This window comes from Caecibacter sp. AF58-12pH5A (assembly GCF_027681725.1).
In the GTDB taxonomy this organism is placed as follows: domain Bacteria; phylum Bacillota; class Negativicutes; order Veillonellales; family Megasphaeraceae; genus Megasphaera; species Megasphaera hominis.
The window spans coordinates 1-22,422 of record NZ_JAQDBC010000037.1; the positions used below are offsets into that span (position 1 = coordinate 1).

Annotated in this window: 20 protein-coding genes; 16 read left to right on the plus strand and 4 right to left on the minus strand. The window is 52.5% G+C overall.

The window, feature by feature from the left end; all coding sequences use genetic code 11:
* Positions 1-36: 36 nt before the first annotated feature.
* The gene (locus PGX44_RS11860; protein ID WP_498855506.1) at positions 37-1,176 is read right to left on the minus strand and encodes an aldo/keto reductase; all 1,140 of its coding nucleotides are present in this window, start codon (positions 1,174-1,176) and stop codon (positions 37-39) included.
* Positions 1,177-1,360: 184 nt separating this feature from the next.
* Here PGX44_RS11860 and PGX44_RS11865 point away from each other — a divergent pair, with 184 nt between their 5' ends.
* Entirely contained in the window at positions 1,361-2,557 is a 1,197-nt protein-coding gene (locus tag PGX44_RS11865) for an MFS transporter (protein ID WP_498855507.1), read from the plus strand.
* Positions 2,541-3,647 (plus strand): alpha/beta hydrolase, encoded by a 1,107-nt coding sequence (locus PGX44_RS11870; protein ID WP_498855508.1) that lies wholly within the window; start codon positions 2,541-2,543, stop codon positions 3,645-3,647. The genes PGX44_RS11865 and PGX44_RS11870 overlap by 17 nt, the downstream gene beginning before the upstream one ends.
* A 30-nt stretch (positions 3,648-3,677) precedes the next feature.
* Here PGX44_RS11870 and PGX44_RS11875 read toward each other — a convergent pair whose 3' ends face one another.
* Positions 3,678-4,565, minus strand: coding sequence for a LysR family transcriptional regulator (locus PGX44_RS11875; RefSeq protein ID WP_498855509.1), 888 nt, complete (start codon positions 4,563-4,565; stop codon positions 3,678-3,680).
* A 23-nt stretch (positions 4,566-4,588) separates the two neighbouring features.
* Positions 4,589-5,419 (minus strand): LysR family transcriptional regulator, encoded by an 831-nt coding sequence (locus PGX44_RS11880; RefSeq protein WP_498855510.1) that lies wholly within the window; start codon positions 5,417-5,419, stop codon positions 4,589-4,591.
* A 134-nt stretch (positions 5,420-5,553) separates the two neighbouring features.
* Here PGX44_RS11880 and PGX44_RS11885 point away from each other — a divergent pair, with 134 nt between their 5' ends.
* From PGX44_RS11885 to PGX44_RS11915, 7 genes are all read left to right on the plus strand, one after another.
* Positions 5,554-6,405: an aldo/keto reductase gene (locus tag PGX44_RS11885; RefSeq protein ID WP_498855511.1), complete on the plus strand. Its 852-nt coding sequence runs from the start codon at positions 5,554-5,556 to the stop codon at positions 6,403-6,405.
* A gap of 14 nt (positions 6,406-6,419) precedes the next feature.
* A complete protein-coding gene (locus tag PGX44_RS11890; RefSeq protein WP_498855512.1) occupies positions 6,420-7,274 on the plus strand; it encodes an aldo/keto reductase in 855 nt (284 codons plus the stop codon).
* 128 nt (positions 7,275-7,402) lie between these two features.
* Positions 7,403-7,897 carry a low molecular weight protein-tyrosine-phosphatase gene (locus PGX44_RS11895; protein WP_498855513.1) on the plus strand — a complete coding sequence of 165 codons (495 nt, stop codon included), beginning with the start codon at positions 7,403-7,405 and terminating at the stop codon, positions 7,895-7,897.
* An 83-nt stretch (positions 7,898-7,980) separates the two neighbouring features.
* On the plus strand, positions 7,981-8,484 hold the full coding sequence (locus tag PGX44_RS11900) for a nitroreductase family protein (protein ID WP_186502388.1): 504 nt from the start codon (positions 7,981-7,983) through the stop codon (positions 8,482-8,484).
* Positions 8,485-8,579: 95 nt separating this feature from the next.
* Complete coding sequence (locus PGX44_RS11905; protein WP_498855514.1) at positions 8,580-9,014, plus strand: Sec-independent protein translocase subunit TatA/TatB; 435 nt, start codon at positions 8,580-8,582, stop codon at positions 9,012-9,014.
* Positions 9,007-9,732, plus strand: a complete 726-nt coding sequence (gene tatC / locus PGX44_RS11910) for a twin-arginine translocase subunit TatC (RefSeq protein WP_498855515.1) — start codon at positions 9,007-9,009, stop codon at positions 9,730-9,732. The genes PGX44_RS11905 and tatC overlap by 8 nt, the downstream gene beginning before the upstream one ends.
* Before the next feature lie 171 nt (positions 9,733-9,903).
* Positions 9,904-13,341: a pyruvate carboxylase gene (locus PGX44_RS11915; RefSeq protein ID WP_498855516.1), complete on the plus strand. Its 3,438-nt coding sequence runs from the start codon at positions 9,904-9,906 to the stop codon at positions 13,339-13,341.
* A gap of 70 nt (positions 13,342-13,411) precedes the next feature.
* Here PGX44_RS11915 and PGX44_RS11920 read toward each other — a convergent pair whose 3' ends face one another.
* Positions 13,412-14,605 (minus strand): MFS transporter, encoded by a 1,194-nt coding sequence (locus PGX44_RS11920; protein WP_498855517.1) that lies wholly within the window; start codon positions 14,603-14,605, stop codon positions 13,412-13,414.
* A 234-nt stretch (positions 14,606-14,839) separates the two neighbouring features.
* Between PGX44_RS11920 and PGX44_RS11925 the strand changes: the two genes are divergently transcribed.
* The 7 genes from PGX44_RS11925 to PGX44_RS11955 are packed head-to-tail and all read left to right on the plus strand — an operon-like array spanning position 14,840 to position 22,366.
* On the plus strand, positions 14,840-15,772 hold the full coding sequence (locus PGX44_RS11925; RefSeq protein WP_498855518.1) for an ABC transporter permease: 933 nt from the start codon (positions 14,840-14,842) through the stop codon (positions 15,770-15,772).
* 1 nt (position 15,773) lies between these two features.
* Positions 15,774-16,685 carry an ABC transporter permease gene (locus PGX44_RS11930; protein WP_498855519.1) on the plus strand — a complete coding sequence of 304 codons (912 nt, stop codon included), beginning with the start codon at positions 15,774-15,776 and terminating at the stop codon, positions 16,683-16,685.
* The gene (locus tag PGX44_RS11935) at positions 16,685-17,677 is read left to right on the plus strand and encodes an ABC transporter ATP-binding protein (protein WP_498855520.1); all 993 of its coding nucleotides are present in this window, start codon (positions 16,685-16,687) and stop codon (positions 17,675-17,677) included. Before PGX44_RS11930 ends, PGX44_RS11935 begins: the two co-directional genes overlap by 1 nt.
* A complete protein-coding gene (locus tag PGX44_RS11940) occupies positions 17,668-18,639 on the plus strand; it encodes an ABC transporter ATP-binding protein (protein WP_498855521.1) in 972 nt (323 codons plus the stop codon). The genes PGX44_RS11935 and PGX44_RS11940 overlap by 10 nt, the downstream gene beginning before the upstream one ends.
* Positions 18,636-20,234: a peptide ABC transporter substrate-binding protein gene (locus tag PGX44_RS11945; protein ID WP_498855522.1), complete on the plus strand. Its 1,599-nt coding sequence runs from the start codon at positions 18,636-18,638 to the stop codon at positions 20,232-20,234. Before PGX44_RS11940 ends, PGX44_RS11945 begins: the two co-directional genes overlap by 4 nt.
* The gene (locus PGX44_RS11950) at positions 20,235-21,164 is read left to right on the plus strand and encodes a S66 peptidase family protein (RefSeq protein ID WP_498855523.1); all 930 of its coding nucleotides are present in this window, start codon (positions 20,235-20,237) and stop codon (positions 21,162-21,164) included. It abuts the gene before it with no gap.
* Positions 21,164-22,366, plus strand: a complete 1,203-nt coding sequence (locus PGX44_RS11955; RefSeq protein ID WP_498855524.1) for an amidohydrolase — start codon at positions 21,164-21,166, stop codon at positions 22,364-22,366. The genes PGX44_RS11950 and PGX44_RS11955 overlap by 1 nt, the downstream gene beginning before the upstream one ends.
* Positions 22,367-22,422: the final 56 nt, after the last annotated feature.

The window sequence follows — 22,422 nt, forward strand, 5'->3', positions numbered from 1 at the left end:
TCGAGCCAGTGATCCTCATTCGTTTTTATAGGGGCGTTATTTCACAGCCCCTTTTTTCATGTTTTCTATAATCTGTACGCCAAAGGGACAGCGCGTTTCGCAGGCCCCGCACTGGATACATTCTCCAGCGTGGTGGGTGAGGAGCTGATAGTGGTCACGGACCGTTTCCGGGACCTCTCCTTGGGCGATGGCCAGGTTGAGGAATTTTGTTACGTCGGCAATGCTGATGCTCTTGGGACAGGGCGCGCAGTGGCCGCAGTACATGCAGTGGCCTTGCCAGCTGATCTTAGGGAAAGCGGCAAAGGCTTCAGCATAGTCTTTTTCTGCCTCTGTTGCCGTTTCGTAAGCCAGGCTGCCTTTGATGTCTGCCAGAGTGCGGGCACCGGACATGATACAGGCTACGGCCGGGCGGGTCAGGGCGTAGTGCAGGCACTGGATGGCTGTCAGTGCTTTGCCAGCCGGTGAGTATTGCTCGCTCAGGAGATCGCCGCCGCCAAAGGCTTTCATGACCGTAATGCCAATGCCCCGGCGCTGACATTCTTCATAGAGCTCCTGCCGTTCCGGGTCCATATTGACGAGCTGATTCTTGTAATTATCGGGAGCCCAGAGCTGTTCTACGTCATCGGTACCGGGCAACAGGTCATAGCAGGGATTGATGCTGAACATGAGCACGTCGATAAGGCCGCTGCGCACAGCCAGGAGAGCTGCCTTTGGGTTATGGCTGGAAAGGCCGATAGAGCGAATGACGCCCTGTTCTTTTAGTTTCTGGGCATAGGCCATGACGGGGCCCTTTGCGACGTTTTCCCAGTCTTTTACCTGATCAACGTAGTGGATCATGCCGATTTCGAAGTGGTCTGTCTGCAGGCGCGCAAGCTGGTCGGCCATGCCTTCCTTTACTTCATCAATGTTGCGTGTACGCTTATACTGGCCATCCTTCCAGATCGTACAGAGATGGGACTGGAGGACGAACTTGTCCCGCCGGCCCAGGAGTGCCCGGCCCAGATTGGTACGGAAATCCGGATTGGACGTATACATATCGATGCAGTTTACGCCATTAGCTTCCAGCGTATCGACGAATTCCTTGACTACCTCATAGGGCTTATCGACAAAGCCTTCGCAGCCCATGCCGATTTCACTGACCATAAGGCCGGTATTGCCTAATTCACGATAGTTCATATAAATAACCTCCTTCGCATATAAAACAATCTCTTATAGTATATACGTTGTAGTCGCCTCTAAGTCAAGTGGGCTGGGGCATGACACGTTGACACATGCCTCAAAGGCATGAAAAGTGGAAATATATAAGTATTTGCTATCAAATAAAAACACAGATATACTAAAAGCGTGAAAGGAGAATTCTATGAAAAACTTACGTCTCTTTCTATTCATTCTCGCCGTAGGCGTCTTTGGTATTTTGAATACGGAAATGGGTGCCATCGGTATTCTGCCGGCTATATCGGAACAGTTCGGTGTGACCATTTCCAAGGCGGGCCTCCTGGTCAGCCTCTTTGCACTCGTCGTAGCCGTAGCAGGACCGACGATGCCTCTTTTGTTTTCCCGTTTTAACCGCAAGCCGGTCATGCTGTTTGTCCTGGGCGTATTTGTCGTAGCCAATCTCATTTCCGCCTGGACGACGAGCTTTACCGTGTTGCTTTTGGCCCGCATCATTCCGGCCTTCTTTCATCCTGTCTACTGTTCGCTCGCCTTTGCAGCTGCCGCTGATGCGGCTCCGGCCGGGCAGGGACCTGATGCCGTAGGCAAGGTCATGATTGGGACCGCAGCGGGCATGGTTGTCGGTGTACCAGTCAGCAATTTCCTGGCAGCCACCTTTTCCTTAACAGGGTCGCTCTTATTTTTTGCGGCAGTTACAGCTATAGCATTTGTGGCGACACTTTTATGGATTCCTTCCATGCCGGTGCAACAGGTGCCGACCTATGGAAGCCAGCTGGCCGTACTAAAAAAGCCCGTCGTCTGGCAGGCTATCCTGGCGGTCATTTTTATGAATGGGTCGGTCTTCGGCGTCTTCAGCTACTTGGCTGATTACCTGAACCGCGTTACCCTGCTCGACGGCAGTCTCGTGAGCCTCTTGCTCATGGTCTACGGCCTGGCCAATGTTATTGGCAGCTATGTTTCCGGCCGTATCATCATCCGCTGGCCTATTGCCTCAGTACAGGCCTTTCCTTTTGTCATCCTTGGCATTTATGCTCTCTTTATGCTGGCCGGCACACATGTCGTGCTGACAGCGGTGCTCATCCTTATCTGGGGCATTACGGGCGGTGTCAATGCCAATATGAACCAATACTGGCTGACCACAGCTATACCGGAGGCCAAATCCTTTGCCAACGGCCTCTTTCTGACAGCTGCTAACATCGGCACCATGGCGGCAGCTATGCTGTGCGGCTGGCTCATCGACCATACGGGCACAGCCTCTGTCGTCTGGGGCGGCATGGCCTTTGCCTGTGTCAGTGCCGTGTGTATTTTCTGGCGTACAGCCAATACAGCCTATCGTACGAATATTTTACTTGAAGGGGGAACTTCTCATGCACAAGAACGTTAAAAAAGTAATGTTGTCTCTGCTGTTTTGTAGTGTAGCTGTCGGTACGGCCAGTCTGGCCGGTCCGGTACAGGCGGCGGATTTCTTTGCGCCTTTACCAGCCAAAACTCCGGCAGCGACGGATACGAAAGGCCATCCGGATAATTTCTATCAAAGCGATAAAGTAACGAAAACGGCTGTTGCCTTCAACAATATTTACGATATGAAGGTCGCAGGCAACCTCTTCGTCCCGAAGGACCTGAAGAAGGCGGAAAAGCTGCCGGCAATCATCGTCGGTCATCCCATGGGTGCCGTGAAGGAACAAAGCTCAGATTTGTACGCCCAAAAGCTGGCCGAAAAGGGCTTTGTCACCTTAGCCATCGACCTTTCGTACTGGGGCCAGAGCGAAGGCCAGCCCCGTAACAGCGTCAATCCGGACGTCTACGCCGAAGACTTCAGCGCCGCCGCCGATTACCTGGGTAAGCAGTCCTTCGTCAACCGCGATAAGATCGGCGTCCTGGGCATTTGTGGCAGTGGCAGCTTCGTCATCAGTGCGGCCAAAATCGATCCGCGCCTCAAAGCCGTAGCCACAGTAAGCATGTATAATATGGGTAACGCCAACCGCTGGGGCCTCCATAAGTCCCAGACCGTAGAACAGCGCAAGGCCGTCCTTGAAGCAGCGGCCCAGGAACGCTGGGCAGAAGTAGACGGGGCTCCGGTCAAATATACGAGCGGTACGACCCATGCCATCGACAGCACGACGGACCCCATCCAGAAGGAATTTTACGATTTCTACCGGACGACACGCGGCTCCTATACTTCTCCCGGTGAAGATCCGGAACACACGACCCATCCTACCTTAGTGAGCAACGTGAAGTTTATGAATTTTTATCCCTTTGAAGATATTGAAACCATTTCACCGCGGCCTATGCTCTTCATTACAGGCGACCAGGCTCATTCAAAGGAATTTAGTGAAGATGCGTACCGCCGGGCAGGGAATCCGAAAGAATTGTATTATGTCAAAGGGGCCGGCCATGTAGACCTCTACGATAAGGTGGATCTTATCCCTTGGAATAAACTGACAGAATTCTTCACGAAATATTTGAAAAACTGAAAATAATGTGAATGGGCAGGACGGAAAGCGCTACAGTTTCCGTCCTGCTTCTTTTGTTTCCTTTAAAAAGGCTTCTGCTGCCTGGGAAAGAATTTGCTGTTTTTTCCAAACCAGAAAGAGACTGGATGTAAACGCAGGCGTAAGGGGGCGGAAGACAAAAGGGCTGTCCGGACCGGAGGCGACGAGCTTATCGAAGCACAGTGCGTAGCCGAGACCGGAGCGGACGAGGAGGCTGGCGTTAAAGAGGAGCGTGTAGGTCGCGACGACGTGCAGACGGGACATGCTGTAACCGAGCCAGCCGGAAAATTCATCGCGCACGATGGATTGAGACGAGCAGATGATGGGCAGCTCTGTCATGTCTTCTGGCGTAATTCCCGGTTTTTCGGCTAAGGCACAGTTTCTGGGCATAAGGAGTCCCCACGTATCGTGCCCGGGCAGTGGCAGGGAGGCGTATCTTTCACTGTCAGCAAGCCCCATAATGACGGCAAAGTTCAGGAGACCCTTGTCGAGGCGGTCCAGGACGGCCTCTGTGTTGCCACTGTAAAAATGGCTGATAATGAGGGGATACGTGTCGTGCAGGCCCTTTAAGACGCCGGTAATGAAGGAAAGCGAATCGCTTTCGCCGCAGCCGATATTCAGATCGCCGCTGATTGTTTCCGTGTCGAGGGCGTGAAATTCCTTTTCTGTCCGCTCGGCCAGACCGACGATTTCTTCGGCCCGCTGGCGCAGGAGCAGCCCTTCATGAGTGAGTTCTGTCTGGCGGCTGCCACGGCGGATCAGCTCTTTTCCCAGCTCGTCTTCCAGTTCCTTGATCTGCCGCGATAACGTCGGCTGGGTGATGTGCAGGGCCTGGGCAGCCTTGGTAATGCTGCCTGCCTGGGCGATAGCCAGAAAATAGCGGAGAACGCGTAGTTCCATGTAATCAGATCCTTTCGGGTAGGTTAGAGGGAGTCAAAGCGGGGCGCGTCGCTTTCGCTGTAGATAATATAGAAGGTGATGCACGCGTCGTCATCGGCAATGAGCACGTCCTTGCGCTGGCTTTTGCGGGGCAGGAGCTTTTGACCGATATCGGTGCTAAAAGCAGGCAGGGATGAGCTCTTAAGGAGCGTGTCCAGATCCTGGCGCGTGTCCTGCATGATGAAACGGGACGCTGGCATGCGCTTTCGTACCAGATCCTGCCAGATACCCAGGGATGTTTCGATGAGAAAAATCTCCCCGTTCAGATCGGCAAAGGTAATGCGGTCCATGCTGGCTGCCGGATGGGCCGGCATGACCGATGCGTAGAGCTGTTCACTAAAGAGCTTGCGGCACGTAAGGCCGGGCAGGGCTACAGCGTGGCTGAGGACGATGATCTGATGGCGCTTTTCCTGCAATCCTTGGAGCAGGGCCGCCTCATCGTTACTCAGCTGGCTGGTCAGGGAGAGCGTCGGAAAACAACGCATGAGACGGTGTTGCAGCCAGACGAGGGGTGCCGGGGCACAGCAGGCCAGACTGATCGTGTGGCGGCTTCGTTCAAAGCGTGTCACGGCGTCGCGCAGGTCCCGCTCGGCTTGGAGGACGCGCTCGGCATAGGCTGCGGCTATCTTTCCCGTTTCATTAATGGTAATCTTATTTTTTTCGTGCGTAAAGAGGGGGAAACCCAATTCTTTTTCCAGTTTTTGTATGGACCGGGTGAGTGCCGGCTGGGTAATGTGCAGTTCCTGTGCCGCTGCCGATAAGGTCGCATGTCTGGCTACGGCAGCGAGCTGTTCCAGTAAATAGAGTTCAATCATGAGAAGCCTCCTTTCGCTATTACTACTAATTATAGCATAGTAAACAGGAAGCATTATCTTTTTTACGATCTTTTTGCTAAGATTAAAGCAGAAAGTAAATAGTAAGTCTGTATTTTTTTAAGGAGGATATACGTATGGAATATACTGTCTTAAATAATGGTGTAAAAATCCCCATGGAAGGTTTCGGTGTCTTTCAGGTCCCCGATGCAGACGAATGCAAGCAGGCCGTCCGCACAGCCCTGCAGACAGGCTATCGCCTTATCGATACAGCAGCAGCCTACTTCAATGAAGGGGCTGTCGGCGAAGCCGTGCGCCAGTCCGGTGTACCCCGGGATGAAATCTTCGTCACGACTAAGCTCTGGGTCCAGGATTTTGGCTACGAAAAAGCAAAGAAAGCTATCGATACGTGCCTGAAGAACCTGAATCTGGACTACGCCGACATGATCCTTCTGCACCAGTCCTTTGGCGATTATTACGGCGCCTACAGAGCCTTGGAAGAAGCCTATCAGGCCGGTAAGGTGCGGGCTATAGGCGTGAGCAATTTTTACCCTGCCCGCCTGGTCGATATTTGTATGAATTTTGCTACCGTACCGGCTGTGAACCAGATCGAATGCCATCCCTTCTTCCAGCGTGATGAAGATTTGCGTGTAGCCAAGGAATATGGCGTGCACGTAGAAGCCTGGGGGCCTTTTGCCGAAGGCGGCCACGGGATTTTTACGCACCCTGTTTTAACGGCTATTGGTAAAAAATATGGCAAGACGGCAGCCCAGGTAGTCCTGCGCTGGAATGTACAGCGCGGCGTCATCGTCCTGCCCAAGTCCGTTCATGCCGGCCGCATCGTCCAGAATTATGACATTTGGGATTTCGCTCTCCGCGAAGACGATATGGCACAAATTAAGACGCTCGATTTGGGCAAGACGGAAATCATCGATCATTTCTCGCCGGCTATTGCCAAAATGCTCAATACTCATAAAATTCACGACTAAAGGAGGACTCTTCTATGGAAACCTTTCTCTTGAATGATGGTACGAAAATCCCGGCTATCGGCTTTGGTACGTTCCAGATTCCGGCCGACGGCAGCACCTATACGGCTGTTAAACAGGCCCTTAATTTCGGCATCCGCCATATTGATACAGCCGTTGCCTATTTTAACGAACAGGAAGTCGGCCAGGCTGTCAAAGACAGCGGTATTCCCCGCAAGGATATTTGGCTGACCAGCAAGCTTTGGCTTCAGGACTACGCCTATGAAGACGCGAAGAAAGCTATCGACTTGTCCTTGAAAAAACTGGGTACAGACTACGTAGACCTCTATTTGATCCACCAGCCTTACGGCAAAGTCCCCGAAGCCTGGCAGGCCATGGAAGAAGCTAAAAAAGCCGGTAAGATCCGCTCCATTGGCGTGAGCAATATGACCCCGGCTATTTGGCAGAAATTTGTACCCCAGTTCGGTTCCCTGCCGTCTGTGAACCAGGTCGAATTTAATCCCTATTTCCAGCAGCAGCCCTTGCGGGCGATCCTCAACCCCTTAGACGTCAAAGTCGAAGCCTGGGCGCCACTCGGTCAGGGCAATGCCCAGCTCTTTAAGGAACCGGCTATTACGGCCTTGGCAGAAAAGTACCATAAAAATGCCGGCCAGATTATCCTGCGCTTTGAAAACCAGGAAGGCATCATCGTCTTCCCGAAATCGGTCCATGCAGAACGCATTAAGAGCAACATGGAAATCTTTGATTTCACCTTGACGGCTGAAGAAATGGCCGCTTTGCGATGCCTCGATACGGGCAAGGGGATGCATAACCCGGACGATCCCGGTGTACCGGACATGCTTAAGGCGTATGATGTTCACGCCAATGACTAAGCTGGCTTAATCCCTATAAAAGGACAGTACTTGGCGGTGCTGTCCTTTTTGATATGCCGCTATACTTGCCTGCCCGGCACCGGCCAGGTATACTTAGGCCTATACGAAGAAGAAAGGAGTACCTGACTATGCATAGCCTTTTATTTGTTTGTCACGGCAACATTTGCCGCTCTACTATGGCCGAGTTTGTCATGAAGGAACTCGTACGCCAAGCGGGCAGGGCAGAAGAATTTTGCATTGCTTCAGCGGCTACGAGCCGTGAAGAAATCGGTAACGATACGCACAGCGGTACAAAAGAGCAGTTAGAGAAGCACGGCATTCCCTTTACCCGGCGCCAGGCTGTCCAAATCAAGTGCAGCGACTATGACCATTACGATCTGATTCTGGTTTTTGATCAGGAAAATATCCGGGAAGTACGGCGTATTTGCGGTCCTGATACTGATCACAAGGTATACAGTCTGGCTGATTTTGCTCACTTGGGCCGGGATATAGCGGATCCGTGGTATACGGGCGACTTTGTCCGGACCTATGACGATGTATCTGCTTGCTGCCAGGCCCTGCTGGCGCAGCTAGAGAGAACGAAAGGGGACGTTCTTACAAAAACCTTACAAGGAAAAGCATAGCTTCTGCATTTCTCTGTTCCTGTAGACGATTGATGTATGATATAATAATAGTAAACTTTAGAATGTAGAGGGAGTGGAGTGTTATGAATGAAATTTTTACCAGAAGAAGTGTGCGTAAGTTTAAAGATACACCGGTAGAAGATGAAAAGATTGTAGCCTTGTTGCAGGCTGGCATGGCAGCTCCGTCGGCAGGAAATCAGCAGCCTTGGGAGTTTTACGTCGTACGCGACAAAAAGGTCTTGCGGGAATTATCTCATTGCAGCCTCTACGCAGGCTGTGCCGCTAAGGCTCCGGCAGCGATAGTAGTCTGTAGCCGCGATGACAAAATGCGTTTCCGTGCCTTTGCTAACCTCGATCTGAGCGCGTGTGTGGAAAATATTTTGCTCGAAGCTGTACATCTTGATTTGGGAGCTGTTTGGCTGGGCGTAGCTCCCTATGCGTCGCGTGAACTGAATGTTCGCCGTGCTATCGGTATTCCCCAGGGGTTAACGGCTTTTGCCGTCATTCCTTTCGGCTATGCTGATGACAAGTTTGAAGAACGGACCCGGGAAGACCGGTATGACACGGAACGGGTTCATTATATCTAATCGGGAAAGCTCCTGCCCAGGCAGGAGTTTTTTTGCAAACTTTGGCCGGTACAACGGCTGACAGCCACAACTATTACGATAAAAGGATGGAGATCATGTTTAATATCGGATTTGGTGAACTGGTTTTGATTTTAATCATTGCCCTTGTCGTCTTTGGACCGGGAAAATTGCCTGAAATAAGTCGTGCCTTAGGAAAAAGCGTGCGCGAGTTTCGCCAGGCTGCCGATACGTTTAGCAGAGAAATGATGAGCGAGACAGAAGATACCCGCCAGGCTGTGCGTACTGTAACGGATACCGCTGCAGAAACGAAAAAAGAAATTACAGCTGCCGCTGAGGAAACGAAGCAGGCCTTTACAGCACCGAAAAACGAAATCACGGCGGCTGCTGAAGAAACGAAGCAGGCCTTTATAGCACCGAAAAAAGAAATTACGGCGGCTGCTGAAGAAACGAAACAGGCCTTTACAGCACCGTTGACACAGGTAAATTCTGTCAAAACTGCCGTAACGAAGGAGAACGGGACCCATGAGTGAGCAAGATAATAAAGAAATGCCTCTCATGGGGCATTTGCAAGAATTCCGCATCCGTCTGATTATCTCTCTGGTGGTCGTCGCTATTACCAGTTCTGTGGCCTATAACTGGGTAGAAGAAATCATTGCCATGATTTCTGCGCCGGCTGGCAAGCTCTATTTCATGAATCCGGCAGAGGTCTTTTTTTCCTATTTGGAAATTGCCGTCTTTACGGGCGTTGTCGTTTCTTTACCGGTCATCGTTTGGGAGCTTTGGTGCTTTGTCGCACCGGCCTTTACGCGTCATGAAAAGCGCCTGGCCCTGGCCTTGGTGCCGGCCTGTGTCGTCCTCTTTTATACGGGTCTGATCTTTTCCTATTTTTTGGTTTTACCGGCAGCAGTCCGCTTTTTTATGGGCTTTGCTACAGAAACCTTGCAGCCCATGTTTTCACTGGAAGCGTACCTGTCCTTTTTCATTTCCTTTGTTCTGCCCTTTGGCTTTGCTTTTGAATTGCCCTTGGTCCTTTTCCTGCTCATGCGGGTCGGCATCGTCAGTCCGGCCTTTCTGCGCAGAAAACGGAAAATATTCATTGTCTTGGCCTTTATTTTTGCAGCTGTCATTTCACCGACGGCCGATATTTTTACACAGACTATGATTGCTGTGCCCATGATCGTTCTCTATCAGGCCAGCCTGATTCTCATGCGCTTTGTAAAGCCGAAAGAGGAACAAACAGGAGCATAGACGGCAAATTTCAATATGATATACTGTGTATACAGTATTTATATTGTTTAGCAGCCGCTTGTCTCTTGTAAAGTCTCAGGCATTTGTTATAATTTAAGGTACAGCAATATGTGGCTACGTACCAGGCTGATAGGCACATTGCTGCCCAACATCACATCAGGAGGGATTTACATGAAAAAAATTCATTCGGTTTTAGTGGCAAACCGTGGTGAAATTGCGATCCGCGTATTTCGTGCCTGTAATGAATTAGGTATTCGTACGGTTGCAATTTACTCGAAAGAGGATTCTTTGTCTTTACATCGTTTTCGTGCAGACGAATCCTATCTGGTTGGCCAGGGTAAGAAACCGGTTGACGCATATTTAGATATTGAAGATATTATCCGTATTGCCCATGAACATCACGTCGATGCGATTCATCCGGGCTATGGTTTCCTTTCTGAAAATGCTGATCTCGCCAAACGCTGCGCAGAAGAAGGCATTATCTTTATTGGACCTAAAGTAGAACATCTGATCATGTTCGGTGATAAGATCAACGCCCGTATTCAGGCTAAAAAAGCGGGAATTCAGTACATTCCGGGCAGTGACGGCCCTGTCGTAAACTACGCAGAGGTCGAAAAATTTGCTAAAGACGTAGGCTTCCCGATCATGCTCAAAGCCGTTAACGGCGGTGGCGGCCGCGGTATGCGTATGGTAGACCACATGTCGGACCTGCGCGATGCCTACGATCGTGCAAAATCAGAAGCAAAGCTTGCCTTTGGCAACGATGAAATCTATTTGGAAAAATGCATCATCAACCCAAAACACGTCGAAGTACAGATTATGGGTGATGAACACGGCAACGTAGTACATCTTTACGAACGGGACTGCTCCATTCAGCGCCGTCATCAGAAGGTCGTCGAAATTGCGCCGGCCTTTGCGTTGTCCAAAAAACTGCGCCAGGATATTTGCGATGCAGCCTTGAAGCTCATGCGCAACGTACACTACGTCAATGCCGGTACGGTTGAATTCCTCGTCACACCGGACGAAAAATTCTACTTTATCGAAGTAAACCCCCGTGTCCAGGTTGAACATACAGTAACCGAAATGATTACGGGCATTGATATCGTTCAGACGCAGATCAAAGTTGCCGAAGGCTATGCCCTCGACAGCGATGAAATCGGCATCAAATCCCAGGAATCGATTCAGTGCAACGGCAATGCTATCCAGTGCCGTATTACGACGGAAGATCCGATGAACAACTTCATGCCGGACTCCGGTAAGATCAACGTGTATCGTAGTGGCGGCGGCTTTGGTGTCCGTCTCGATAGCGGCAACGCCTATACCGGCGCTATCATTACGCCGTACTATGATTCCCTCCTCGTCAAGGCAACGACCTATGGCCTGCATCATGACCAGGCCGTACAAAAGATGCTCCGCGTTCTCAGCGAATTCCGTATTCGTGGCGTTAAGACGAACATCGGCTTCCTGATCAATGTACTGCGTCAGCCATCCTTTGTCGAAGGTACGTATAACGTCAACTTCATCGATGATCATCCGGAATTGTTTGATCTTCCTGTCGTTCATGACCGTGGTACGAAGCTCCTCAAATACATTGGTGATACAACCATCAATGGGTATACCAACGCCGGTCCGGAAGTAAAACCGACGTTTGAAGCACTGGAATTACCGCAGCCTGTAGAAGGGGACTATCCGCAGGGGACGAAACAGATCTTTGACTCCATGGGTGCTGAAAAATTCTCCCAGTGGATTCTCGACCAGAAGAAGGTCCTCCTGACGGATACGACTATGCGTGATGCCCACCAGTCCCTCATGGCTACGCGTGTGCGTACTATCGATATGCTGCGTGTTCTCGAAACGGCTTCCAAAAAGCTGCCGGGCTTCTTCTCCTATGAATGCTGGGGCGGTGCTACCTTTGACGTAGCCTATCGTTTCCTCTACGAAGATCCGTGGGAACGGCTGCGCCAGATGCGTAAAAAAGCACCGAATATCCTGCTTCAGATGCTGATCCGTGGTGCGAATGCTGTAGGCTATACGAGCTACCCCGATAACGTCGTCAAGAACTTCGTCGAACTCTCTGCGAAAAACGGTATTGACGTATTCCGTATCTTCGATAGCCTGAACAGCCTGGATAACATGTATGAAACGGTACAGGCCGTCCGCGAAACAGGCAAGATTGCCGAAGTAGCCCTTTGCTATACCGGCGATATCCTCGACGCGTCCCGTCCGAAATATAACCTCGATTACTACGTCAAGATGGCAAAAGAACTGCAGAACGCCGGCGCCAATATCATTGCGATTAAAGATATGGCCGGCCTCCTCAAACCGGAAGCAGCGTACAACCTCGTTTCCGCCTTGAAGGATGCTGTCGATCTGCCGATTCATCTCCATACGCACGATGGCTCGGGCAACGCCATTACCACGCTGAACCGTGCTACCGATGCCGGTGTCGACATCGTTGACGTAGCCTATTCGGCCTTTGCCGGCGGCACGAGCCAGCCGAGCATGAACAGCTTCTATTATTCCATGACCGGCAAGGATCGTCAGCCCGATATGGATATTGAAGCCATGGAAGAAATGTCCCGTTACTGGGCTACGGTCCGTCCGTATTATAAAGGCGTGGACAAAGCCGAACCGTATCCGAATACAGAAGTATACTATTGCGAAATGCCTGGCGGCCAGTTCTCCAACCTGCGTCAGCAGGCGAAGGCTGTCGGCCTCGGTGACCGCTGGAACGAAATCAAGAAAATGTATCACGATGTCAACCTCATGTTCGGAGATATCGTTAAGGTAACGCCATCGTCCAAGGTTGTCGGCGATATGACCCTGTACATGGTACAGAACGATCTGACGGAAAAGGATATTTACGAAAAGGGCGATACCCTCGACTTCCCGCAGTCCGTCGTAGAATTCTTCGAAGGCCGTCTGGGCTTCCCGTACCAGGGCTTCCCGGAAAAACTGCAGAAGATCATCCTCAAAGGCCGCAAGCCCCTGACACAGCGCCCGGGCAAATTGCTGGAACCGGTTGACTTTGATGCGGTCAGCAAGAAACTGGAAGATGCCGGCTATGGTCACACGCCGGAAGATATCAATGCTTACTGCCAGTATCCGAAGGTCTTTACGGATTACAACGAACGCGTCAAGAAATATGGCGATGTGAGTGTTCTCGATACGCCGACGTTCTTCTTCGGTATGCGTAAGAATGAAGAAATTACGGTAGAACTGGAAGAAGGCGTACAGCTCATCATTACGCTCATCAATATCAGCGATCCCGATGACAGCGGTATGCGTACGATTACCTTCATGTTCAACGGTGCAGAACGTGAAATTCAGGTACAGGATAAGAACGTCGACCAGACAACGGTAACGACGAAAAAAGCAGATCCTGATAAGATCGGCGACATCGGTGCTACCCTTTCGGGCTCTGTAGTCAACGTCCTCGTCTCGAAGGGCCAGAAGGTCAAGAAAGGCGAACCCCTCGTAGTCACGGAAGCCATGAAGATGGAAACGACGATCACGTCTCCTATTGATGGGACCATTGGCGAAATCTATGCCGTCAAAGGCAAACCGATTATTAGTGGTGACTGCCTCCTGGAAGTATTGGAAGGCTAAGCCCATAGGAAATACAAAAAAAGCAGGTACCCGCAAGGGGCCTGCTTTTTTGTTAAGTATGAGGGGCCGCTTAGGCAGCTTCTAAGGATTGGCGCTTTTTCCGCCGGATCGTCCAGCTGATACCGAGAAGGATAAAACCGGCTACGAAGAAGACATATTTCATTCCCAGGAAGGTAGCAATGAGGCCGCCGATAATCGGTCCGGTCATGGCACCGACCTGCTGGGCTGAAAAGAGAAGGCCAAAGACACGGCCTTTCGTCTTGGCATCGGTGTGTTCTGCCAGAATCGCATTGATGGATGGGAAAATGCCTGAGAAGAAGAGACCTACGGCAAACTGGCTGGCAGCAAAGGTGTAGAGCTCTGTCGGCAAGGACTGGATGATGGAACAGATCCCGGCCAGTATCAGGGCATAGCGCATGGACTTGAAAAAGCCATGGTGCTGGCCAAAACGCCCCCAGAGCGGTGCCGTAATGGCACTGGCAAAGCCGCCCAGGGAGAAGACCAGGCCGGAAATGAAGATCAGGTTGTCCATCTGGCCGGCCAAATGGGAAATGTAGGTAGTCATGATCGGCTGGACGAGGAGAATGACGACCTGTACCAGGGCCGAGCAGATCAGCATATGCCGGATAATGGGGATCTTCCAAAGGCTGACGCCCTTTTCTTCAGCCGCTACCGGTTTGACAGCCGGCGCGTTGTCCGTAGGCGGTTCTTTAATGAAGAAGACGAGGACGACGAAGTTCAGGAACAAGGCGGCCGCTGCCAGAAAAAAGGACATGCGCATACCGAAAAACTCAGCCAGGACACCGCCAAAGAGCGGCCCGATAATGCCGCCGGCTGTGAGTGCCCCCTGCATGATGCCCAGGCAGATACCCAGTTTTTTGGGCGGTGCGTAAATGGTCATGATAGCCAGTTCCATAGGCCAGAGACCGGATGAAAAGCCTTGGAACATACGCATGAAGGTCAGCTGTAACGGCGAGGTGACGATGCCGCCGAGAAAATAGCTGATCGACAAGAGAAAACTGGCCCGGATTGCCATGAGACGTTTGCCCCGGTGGTCAGCCATTTTCCCCCAGATAGGTGCCATAATGGCGCTGACGAAAAAAGTGGAAGAAAAGACGATACCAGACCAAATATTGACAGAAGCCGCATCGACACCGAGTTCATTTGTCAGATACATAGGCAAAAAGGGGACCAGCATGGTGTAGCTAGAAGACATAAAGACGACGTTGCATGTAAGAATTGCCAGACAAACTTTCCAGTTCAAAGATAATCACTTCTTTCTGTAAGAAAGTTATAAAAACGGTAAGAGAAATAAACTGCCAGCAGCCTCCCGGCCGTGGCAGTAAGTAAAAAAAGAATAAAACTATTCTTGTATACTGTTATTGCAATTATCTATTATAGTACGACTGATACGCTATTTCAATGCTATCCGTTGAAAAATGACGGTTACAATCATATAATAAATGAGATACGACTAATTCAAAGAGAGGAATTTCCTATGTTTTTATACCTTATGAAGCGTGTTGCCGGCGCTGTCGTCGTCCTCTGGGCTGTCATTACGATTACCTTTCTCTTAATGCATGCTATTCCCGGCGGTCCCTTTACGGCAGAAAAGAAGCTGCCACCGGCTGTACTGGCCAATGTAGAAGCAAGGTATCATCTGAATGATCCCTTGCTGACGCAATACGGTGATTATTTAGAACATGCAGCCGTTCTTGACCTAGGACCATCCTTTAAATATCCCGGCCAGACTGTCAATGATATTATTGCCGAAAGTATGCCTGTTTCAGCCCAGCTAGGCCTGATTAGCTTTTGTTTGGCCCTGAGCGTCGGCGTGACTGCTGGCGTATTGGCGGCGTGGCGAAAAAATTCCTGCCTTGACTATTCGCTTATGCTCGTGGCTACTCTGGGTGTATCTGTACCGAGTTTCATTATTGCCGCTATATTAATCCAGCTTTTTGCCTTTACCTGGCCGATTTTGCCGGCAGCCATGTGGAAGGGACCAGCCTATGCGGTCTTGCCGGCGCTGGCCCTGGCAGCCCATCCGACGGCCTTTATCATGCGCCTGACCCGGTCGAGTATCCTCGATACGCTCTCGCAGGATTATATCAAGACAGCCCGTTCCCGCGGCGTGAGTACGCGCTCCCTTTTGTGTCATCACGCCTTGCGCAATGCCCTTCTGCCTGTAGTCAGCTATTTGGGCCCCTTGGCGGCGTCACTTTTGACGGGGAGCTTTATCGTCGAATCAATCTTTGCCATTCCCGGCCTGGGCCAGCATTTTGTAACGAGTATTTACAACCGGGATTACACGGTTATCTTAGGGATTACGATTTTTTACAGCTTTTTGATTATTTTCTTGAATCTCCTCATCGATCTCATCTATCCGCTTCTCGATCCGAGAATTTCACTTAAAACAGAAAGGAAGGGATAATATGGACAGCCGCGATTTTGCACCGCTGCGCCCGCAAGACCGGGAAGCGATTTACGTGCCGCCGCAGAAGCTCCGGGAACGGGGCTGGCGGCAAATGAAGAAAAACCGCCTGGCCTTATGGGGTCTGGCCATTGTCATCGTCATGACCGTCATCGCCCTGTTTGGGCCCCTCTTTTCGTCCTATTCCTATGCCGATCAGGATCTGTCTATGGCCAACGCCTGGCCGTCGGCAGCCCATTGGTTTGGCACGGACTCTCTCGGACGAGATCTCTTGGTGCGCGTCCTCTACGGGGCCCGCGTATCCCTTTCCATTGGCTTTGCCGCCAGCCTCATTAATCTCTTTATAGGCGTCCTGTACGGCGGCTTTGCGGCCTTGGCCGGGGGCAAGACAGACCGCGTCATGATGCATATCGTCGACGTGTTGTATTCGATCCCCATGCTCTTATATGTCATTCTCCTCATGGTGGTCTTTAAGCCGGGCCTGCTCAATATTTATTTGGCCCTGGGCATTTCCTATTGGCTCAATATGGCCCGCATCGTGCGCGGCCAGATTCTCAGTCTGAAGGAACAGGACTATGTCATGGCAGCCCGCTCGTATGGCGCTTCAACCTGGCAGATTCTGCGGCGGCACATGATTCCCAATTGTGTGGGCCCGATCATCGTCACGCTGACACTATCTATTCCGGACGCCATCTTTACAGAAGCGTTCCTGAGCTTTATCGGTCTCGGCGTTTCGGCACCGATGGCCAGCTGGGGTGTTCTCACGTCGGAAGGAATCAACAGCATGCGTTCCTTCCCCTTCCAGCTGATTTTTCCGGCAGCGGCTCTTTGCCTGACCATGCTGGGCTTTATGTTTCTCGGAGACGGCTTGCGCGATGCACTGGATCCGCAGAACCAGAAGGAGGCAGGCTGATGGCGACGTTACTCGATGTACAAAACCTTTCTATTTCTTTCCGTACGTACAGGGGAATACTGGAAGCGACTCATGCTGTAACGCTGCACGTAGACGCAGGAGAAACAGTCGGCATCGTCGGCGAGTCGGGCTGCGGCAAGTCTGTTACAGCCCATGCCGTCATGCGCCTTCTGCCGGCAGCGACAACTATCTATTCGTCCGGTACGATTTCCTGGGACGGCGAAGCAATCCAAGGCTATACAGAAAAGGAAATGAACTGCCTGCGTGGCCGGGAGATGGCCATGGTCTTTCAGGACCCCATGACGGCTCTCAATCCTGTCTTGTCCATTGGCAGCCAGATCCGCGAAGGACTGACGCTGCATCAGCACCTGTCACGGTCTGATGCAGACCAGGAAGCTGTAGCACTCTTGCGTGAGGTTGGCATTACTTCACCGGAAAAACGGCTGCACCAGTATCCTCACGAGCTTTCAGGCGGCATGCGCCAGCGCTGTCTCATAGCCATGGCCTTAGCCTGTTCGCCGCGCCTCCTCTTTGCCGATGAGCCGACGACGGCTCTCGACGTGACGACAGAAGCACAAGTACTGCAGCTCCTGCGGCGTTTACAGGCAGAACGGCAGATGGCCGTCGTCCTTATATCCCATAATCTTGGCGTCATTGCCCAAATGTGCCGTCGTGTCTACGTCATGTATGCCGGCTGTGTCGTCGAAGAAGGGCCGGTAGAAGCTATTTTTGATAAACCGGCGCATCCGTATACGCAGGGCATCTTGGCGTCGCTGCCGGACCCGGCTCATAAAGATAAAATCCTGACGGGAATTGCCGGCCAGGCACCGGATCTCTTCCACATGCCGACGGGCTGCCGCTTTTATCCGCGCTGCAGTCAGGCCATGCAGATCTGTAAGCGTCAGGTGCCGCCTTACTATACAACAGGGACAGGGCACAGAGCTGCGTGCTGGCTCCTTTGTCCAGAACGGGAGGAATGTGCATGGCACTGATCGATATGCAGCATGTAACGAAAACCTTTGTCGTTGACCGTGACTGGCTGGGCCGGCCTGTGCGGCAGCTGACGGCTGTCCATGATATCTCCTTGTCCTTAGACGCAGGGGAAACGGTAGGCCTTGTCGGTGAATCGGGCTGTGGCAAATCGACACTGGCCCGGACTGTCCTGGGCCTTTATCCTAAGACGTCTGGGACTATTCTTTATAAAGGAAATTCCGTTGACGATGGTGCTACAGGTCACGCCTTCCGGCGGCACGTACAGATGATTTTTCAGGACCCCTATGCCTCATTGGATCCGCGCATGACCGTCGAAGACATCGTTGCTGAACCGCTGCGCAATTACCACCTGGAGAGGGACCGGGCAGACCTGCGCCGCCACGTGGCAGCTCTCCTGGAAGAAGTAGATATGCCGGCTGAAGCGGCCCAGCGCTATCCTCATGAATTCAGCGGCGGCCAGCGCCAGCGTATCGGTATTGCCAGGGCCCTGGCTCTTTCGCCAGAATGCATCTTTTGTGACGAACCGATTTCGGCCCTGGATGTATTCGTCCAGGTGCAGATTGTCAATATGCTGCAACGGTTGCAGCACGAGCGGCGCCTGTCTTATCTGTTTATTGCCCATGACCTGGCAATGGTACATCACCTGAGCCAGCGCATTGGCGTCATGTATTTGGGCCGCCTGGTCGAACTCGGTCCTAGTGATGCACTGTACCACGACCCGCGTCATCCCTATACACAGGCCCTGATAGCAGCCATCCCCAGGCTGGACCCGCACTATCACCGGCACGATGTCCTGGCCGGGGAAGTGCCAAGTCCGTTAGCTCCGCCGCCGGGCTGCGTATTTCATCCACGTTGTCCTCACGCACAGGAACGCTGCCGGAAGGAAGTGCCCCTTTTGCGGGATTTGGGCGGCGGCCGTTTAGCAGCCTGCCACTTTGCTAAGAGAGGTGACGCCGTATGAAAAAGCTAAGCCTCTTCTTACTGATTGCCTTTGCGGCGGTCTCCTTGCTGGCTGGCTGTGCCGGTCAGCCTAAGACCGATACGGTCAGCTATGCCCTGGAAGCCGAACCGGCCAGCCTCGACCCGGGTATGACGACGAGTCTTGCTGAAGCGAATATGCAGGCAGAACTTTTTGAAGGCTTGACGCGTCTCGATCAACATAATCAGCCCCAGCCGGCTCTGGCAGAAAGCTGGGACATTTCTCCTGATGGCAAGGTCTATACCTTCCATTTGCGGCCGCACCTCACGTGGAGCGATGGTACGCCGCTGACGGCACAGGACTTCGAATACTCGTGGAAGCGCGTCGTCGATCCGGAAGTGGCTTCACAAAATGCGTACATGCTCTTCCCTATAGAAGGGGCAGAAGCGTACAATCAGAAAAAAGCGACAGCCGATGCAGTCGGTGTCAAAACCTTGGATGATCAGACTCTGCAAGTACGCCTGAAGGATCCGACGGTCTATTTTCTGACTCTGACGGCCCTTCATTGTTACTACCCTGTACCGCACTGGCTCGTTGAAGCAAAGCCCGATACGTGGGCGTCTGATGCGGCCGGCCTCGTAGGCTGCGGCCCGTTTGTGATCACCAAATGGGTCCACTCTAGTGAAATAAACGTCAAACGGAATCCCAACTATTGGGATCAGGCCCATGTGCGTTCAGAACGCCTGGAATTCCCGATCAGTGAATCGCAGGCTACGCGCCTGCGCCTCGTCGAAAGCGGGCAGGCTAATCTCATGGTGGAACCGCCACCGGCTGATCAGGACCGGCTGGAAGCGTTGGGACTTTACCGTGTAGCGCCGTATTTAGGTACGTATTACTACGTTTTTAACGTGCAGAAAAAGCCCTTTGATGACGTGCGTGTCCGCCGCGCCTTTGCCTTGGCTATGGAGCGGCAGGGACTGGTAGAGCACATCGTCCGGGCCCGCAAGGAGGCTGCTTATGCCTGGGTACCGCCAGGCATTACCGATACGGCTACGGGCAAGGACTTCCGCGCCGAAGGCGGCCCTTTGCAAAAAGAGGATGCCAAAGAAGCACGACAGCTCCTGCAGGAAGCCGGCTATACGGCGGAAACATTGCCGGAAGTGACGATTTTATTTAATACCAATGAAATGCACAAGGCTGTAGCCGAAGCGGTCCAGGCTATGTGGCAGAAAAATCTGGGCGTCCACGCAGGCCTTACGAATCAGGAATCGAAGGTATACCTGGCCTCGCGGACGGAAGGGAATTTCCAGGTAGCCCGGGCTTCATGGGTTGCCGACTATGCTGATCCTATGACCTTCCTCGACGTCTTTGCCGATGCCGATAACGATGCAATGTATCACAACGAAGACTATAACCGTCTGATCCGGCAAGCGAAAGAAACGAGTGACCAGGCATTGCGGATGCAGTATATGCACGAAGCGGAGAAGATTCTCTTCGACGACTGCGTCATCATTCCCATTTACTACACGACCCAGCCTTATGTAGCACAGCCGTATGTAAAGGGCTATCATTGGAGCCCCTTGGGCCTTATTGATTTAAAAGAGGCCTATATTGATAAGAAGGGAGATACAAAGTAGATGAATACCTTAGGACAGCCTTTGGGGCCCGGTGCCCGTATAGGCATTGTGGCCCCGTCGGCCCCGGTAGAAAAGGCACGCTTTGAAGAAGGCCTGGCGTATCTTCAATCGCTGGGCCTTGAGCCGGTCTGCGCCCCTTCTGTCGGTCAGGAGTACGGTTATCTGTCCGGTACGGATGAGGTACGGGCCCGGGATATTAACCGCTTTTTTGCCGATCCCTCTATTGACGGCATCCTCTGCCTGCGCGGCGGCTATGGCGCAGCCCGTTTGCTCGAGCTCCTCGATTATGAGGTCATTGCAGCCCGGCCGAAGCTCTTCATCGGCTTCAGCGATATTACGGCTCTCCACACGGCCCTGCGCCAGCGCTGTGGCCTGGCAACCATCCATGGACCGATGCTCATGAATCTGGGCGGTGCGGCGACGCCGTATACGTTTGCACAGTTTGCTGCGGGCCTTACTGCGCCGGCTTTGCCCGGCCCGATAACGCTGCCGCCCGGGTGGGTCTTAGAGCCACTCGTAGAAGGAATGGTCCATGGCAACCTGACAGGCGGCAACATGATGCTCCTGGCCAACCTGACGGGTACCCCCAACGGTCTCGACGGAACGGGAGACATTCTCTTCCTAGAGGAAATCGGTGAAGAGGCCTATTCCCTGGACCGCATGCTGCGCCAGTTTGAACAGTCCGGCCTGATCAGCCGCGTGCAGGCTGTTGTCTTCGGCGAATTTGTTCATTGTACGCCTGTTGAACCGGAAGCCGGCGAATTTACAGTACGGGACGTATTGACCTATTATGCCCGGCGCTGGGGTAAACCGGCAGCCTGCGGCCTGCCCTACGGTCATGGCAAGACCAACGGCTGGCTGCCCTTGGGCCGGCCGGCAACCTTACGGATAACGGCAGACAGTGTGTCCCTTATTTTGGAGGATATATGATCGATAGCAAGGTAATGAAACAAGAAAGCGACCAGTGGGTAGAGACGCATGAAACGCTGATCCGGCAGATTGCGACGTATCTTCATGCGCACCCGGAACTGGGAGAAAAGGAATTTTTGGCTGCCAGGTACTTGCGGCATATACTGGCAGAGGCAGGCTTTACCGTAACGGACTGTGTGCCCGAACGCTTCCCTACGGCCTTTCAGGCGACGTACGGTACGGGGCCTGTGCAGATCGGCTTTTTGGCGGAATACGATGCCCTGCCGGGACTGGGGCATGGCTGCGGCCATAACCTGATTGCAGCCATGAGTGTCGGCGCCGCCCTGGCCTTTGCCGCGGTAGCAGCCGATGTGGCGACAATTCATGTGTATGGCTGTCCGGCAGAAGAAACGGCGGCCAGCAAGGAATACATGAGTGGCCAAGGCGTTTTTAACGGCCTTACGGCAGCACTCATCATTCATCCCGGCGAAGATAAGACGGCTCTGGGCGGTACATCCTACGCTACGCATCCCTTGGAGTTTTCCTTTACGGGCAAACCGGCCCACGTGGCAGATCCCGACTACCATGGCATTAACGCTCTTGATGCGGCCGTCGATTTCTACCAGGCCTTAAAGGAAAAAGAAAAAGAATTCACAGAGCGTCATATTATCGGTACTATCTTTACGGAAGCCGGTACGGCGCCGAATATCGTACCCGACAGGGCGGTCCTGCATGCGACCATCCGGGCCATGAAGGCAGACTATCTGGAAGGGACCATGCTGCCGGCCATCCGGGCTTTGGCCCAGGCAGTTTCCGACCGGCATGGCACGACCTTATCGATGGTTCATTATGAACCACTCCTTAAGGATATGGTTAACGACCCGCGTTTGGATGTCTATTTTGCCGAAGCCTTCAGTGAACTTGGCGAAGAGTTTGACGTCAAAGACGATGACTATGCAGAAGGCTCAACGGATGTGGGCAATGTCAGCCATGTGACGCGTACGAGCCAGCCCAGTCTCTGTATTGGCTATCATATATCCGGCCATACGCCGGAATTTGCCTGTGCAGCCGGCAGTGAATACGCCTTGCAGCAGGCGGCCCTTGGGGCTAAGGCCATGGCCCGTGTGGCTGCCGATGTCGTAGCCGAGGAGGAACGGCCACCGGTCGCGCCGGCTGATGAAGAAGCCCAGTGGCGCAAGGCGTATGAAACGCTGTTGCCATAAAAAAGGGGATGTGACAAAATGAGAAATCATTTTGTCCACATCCTCTTTTTATTTGC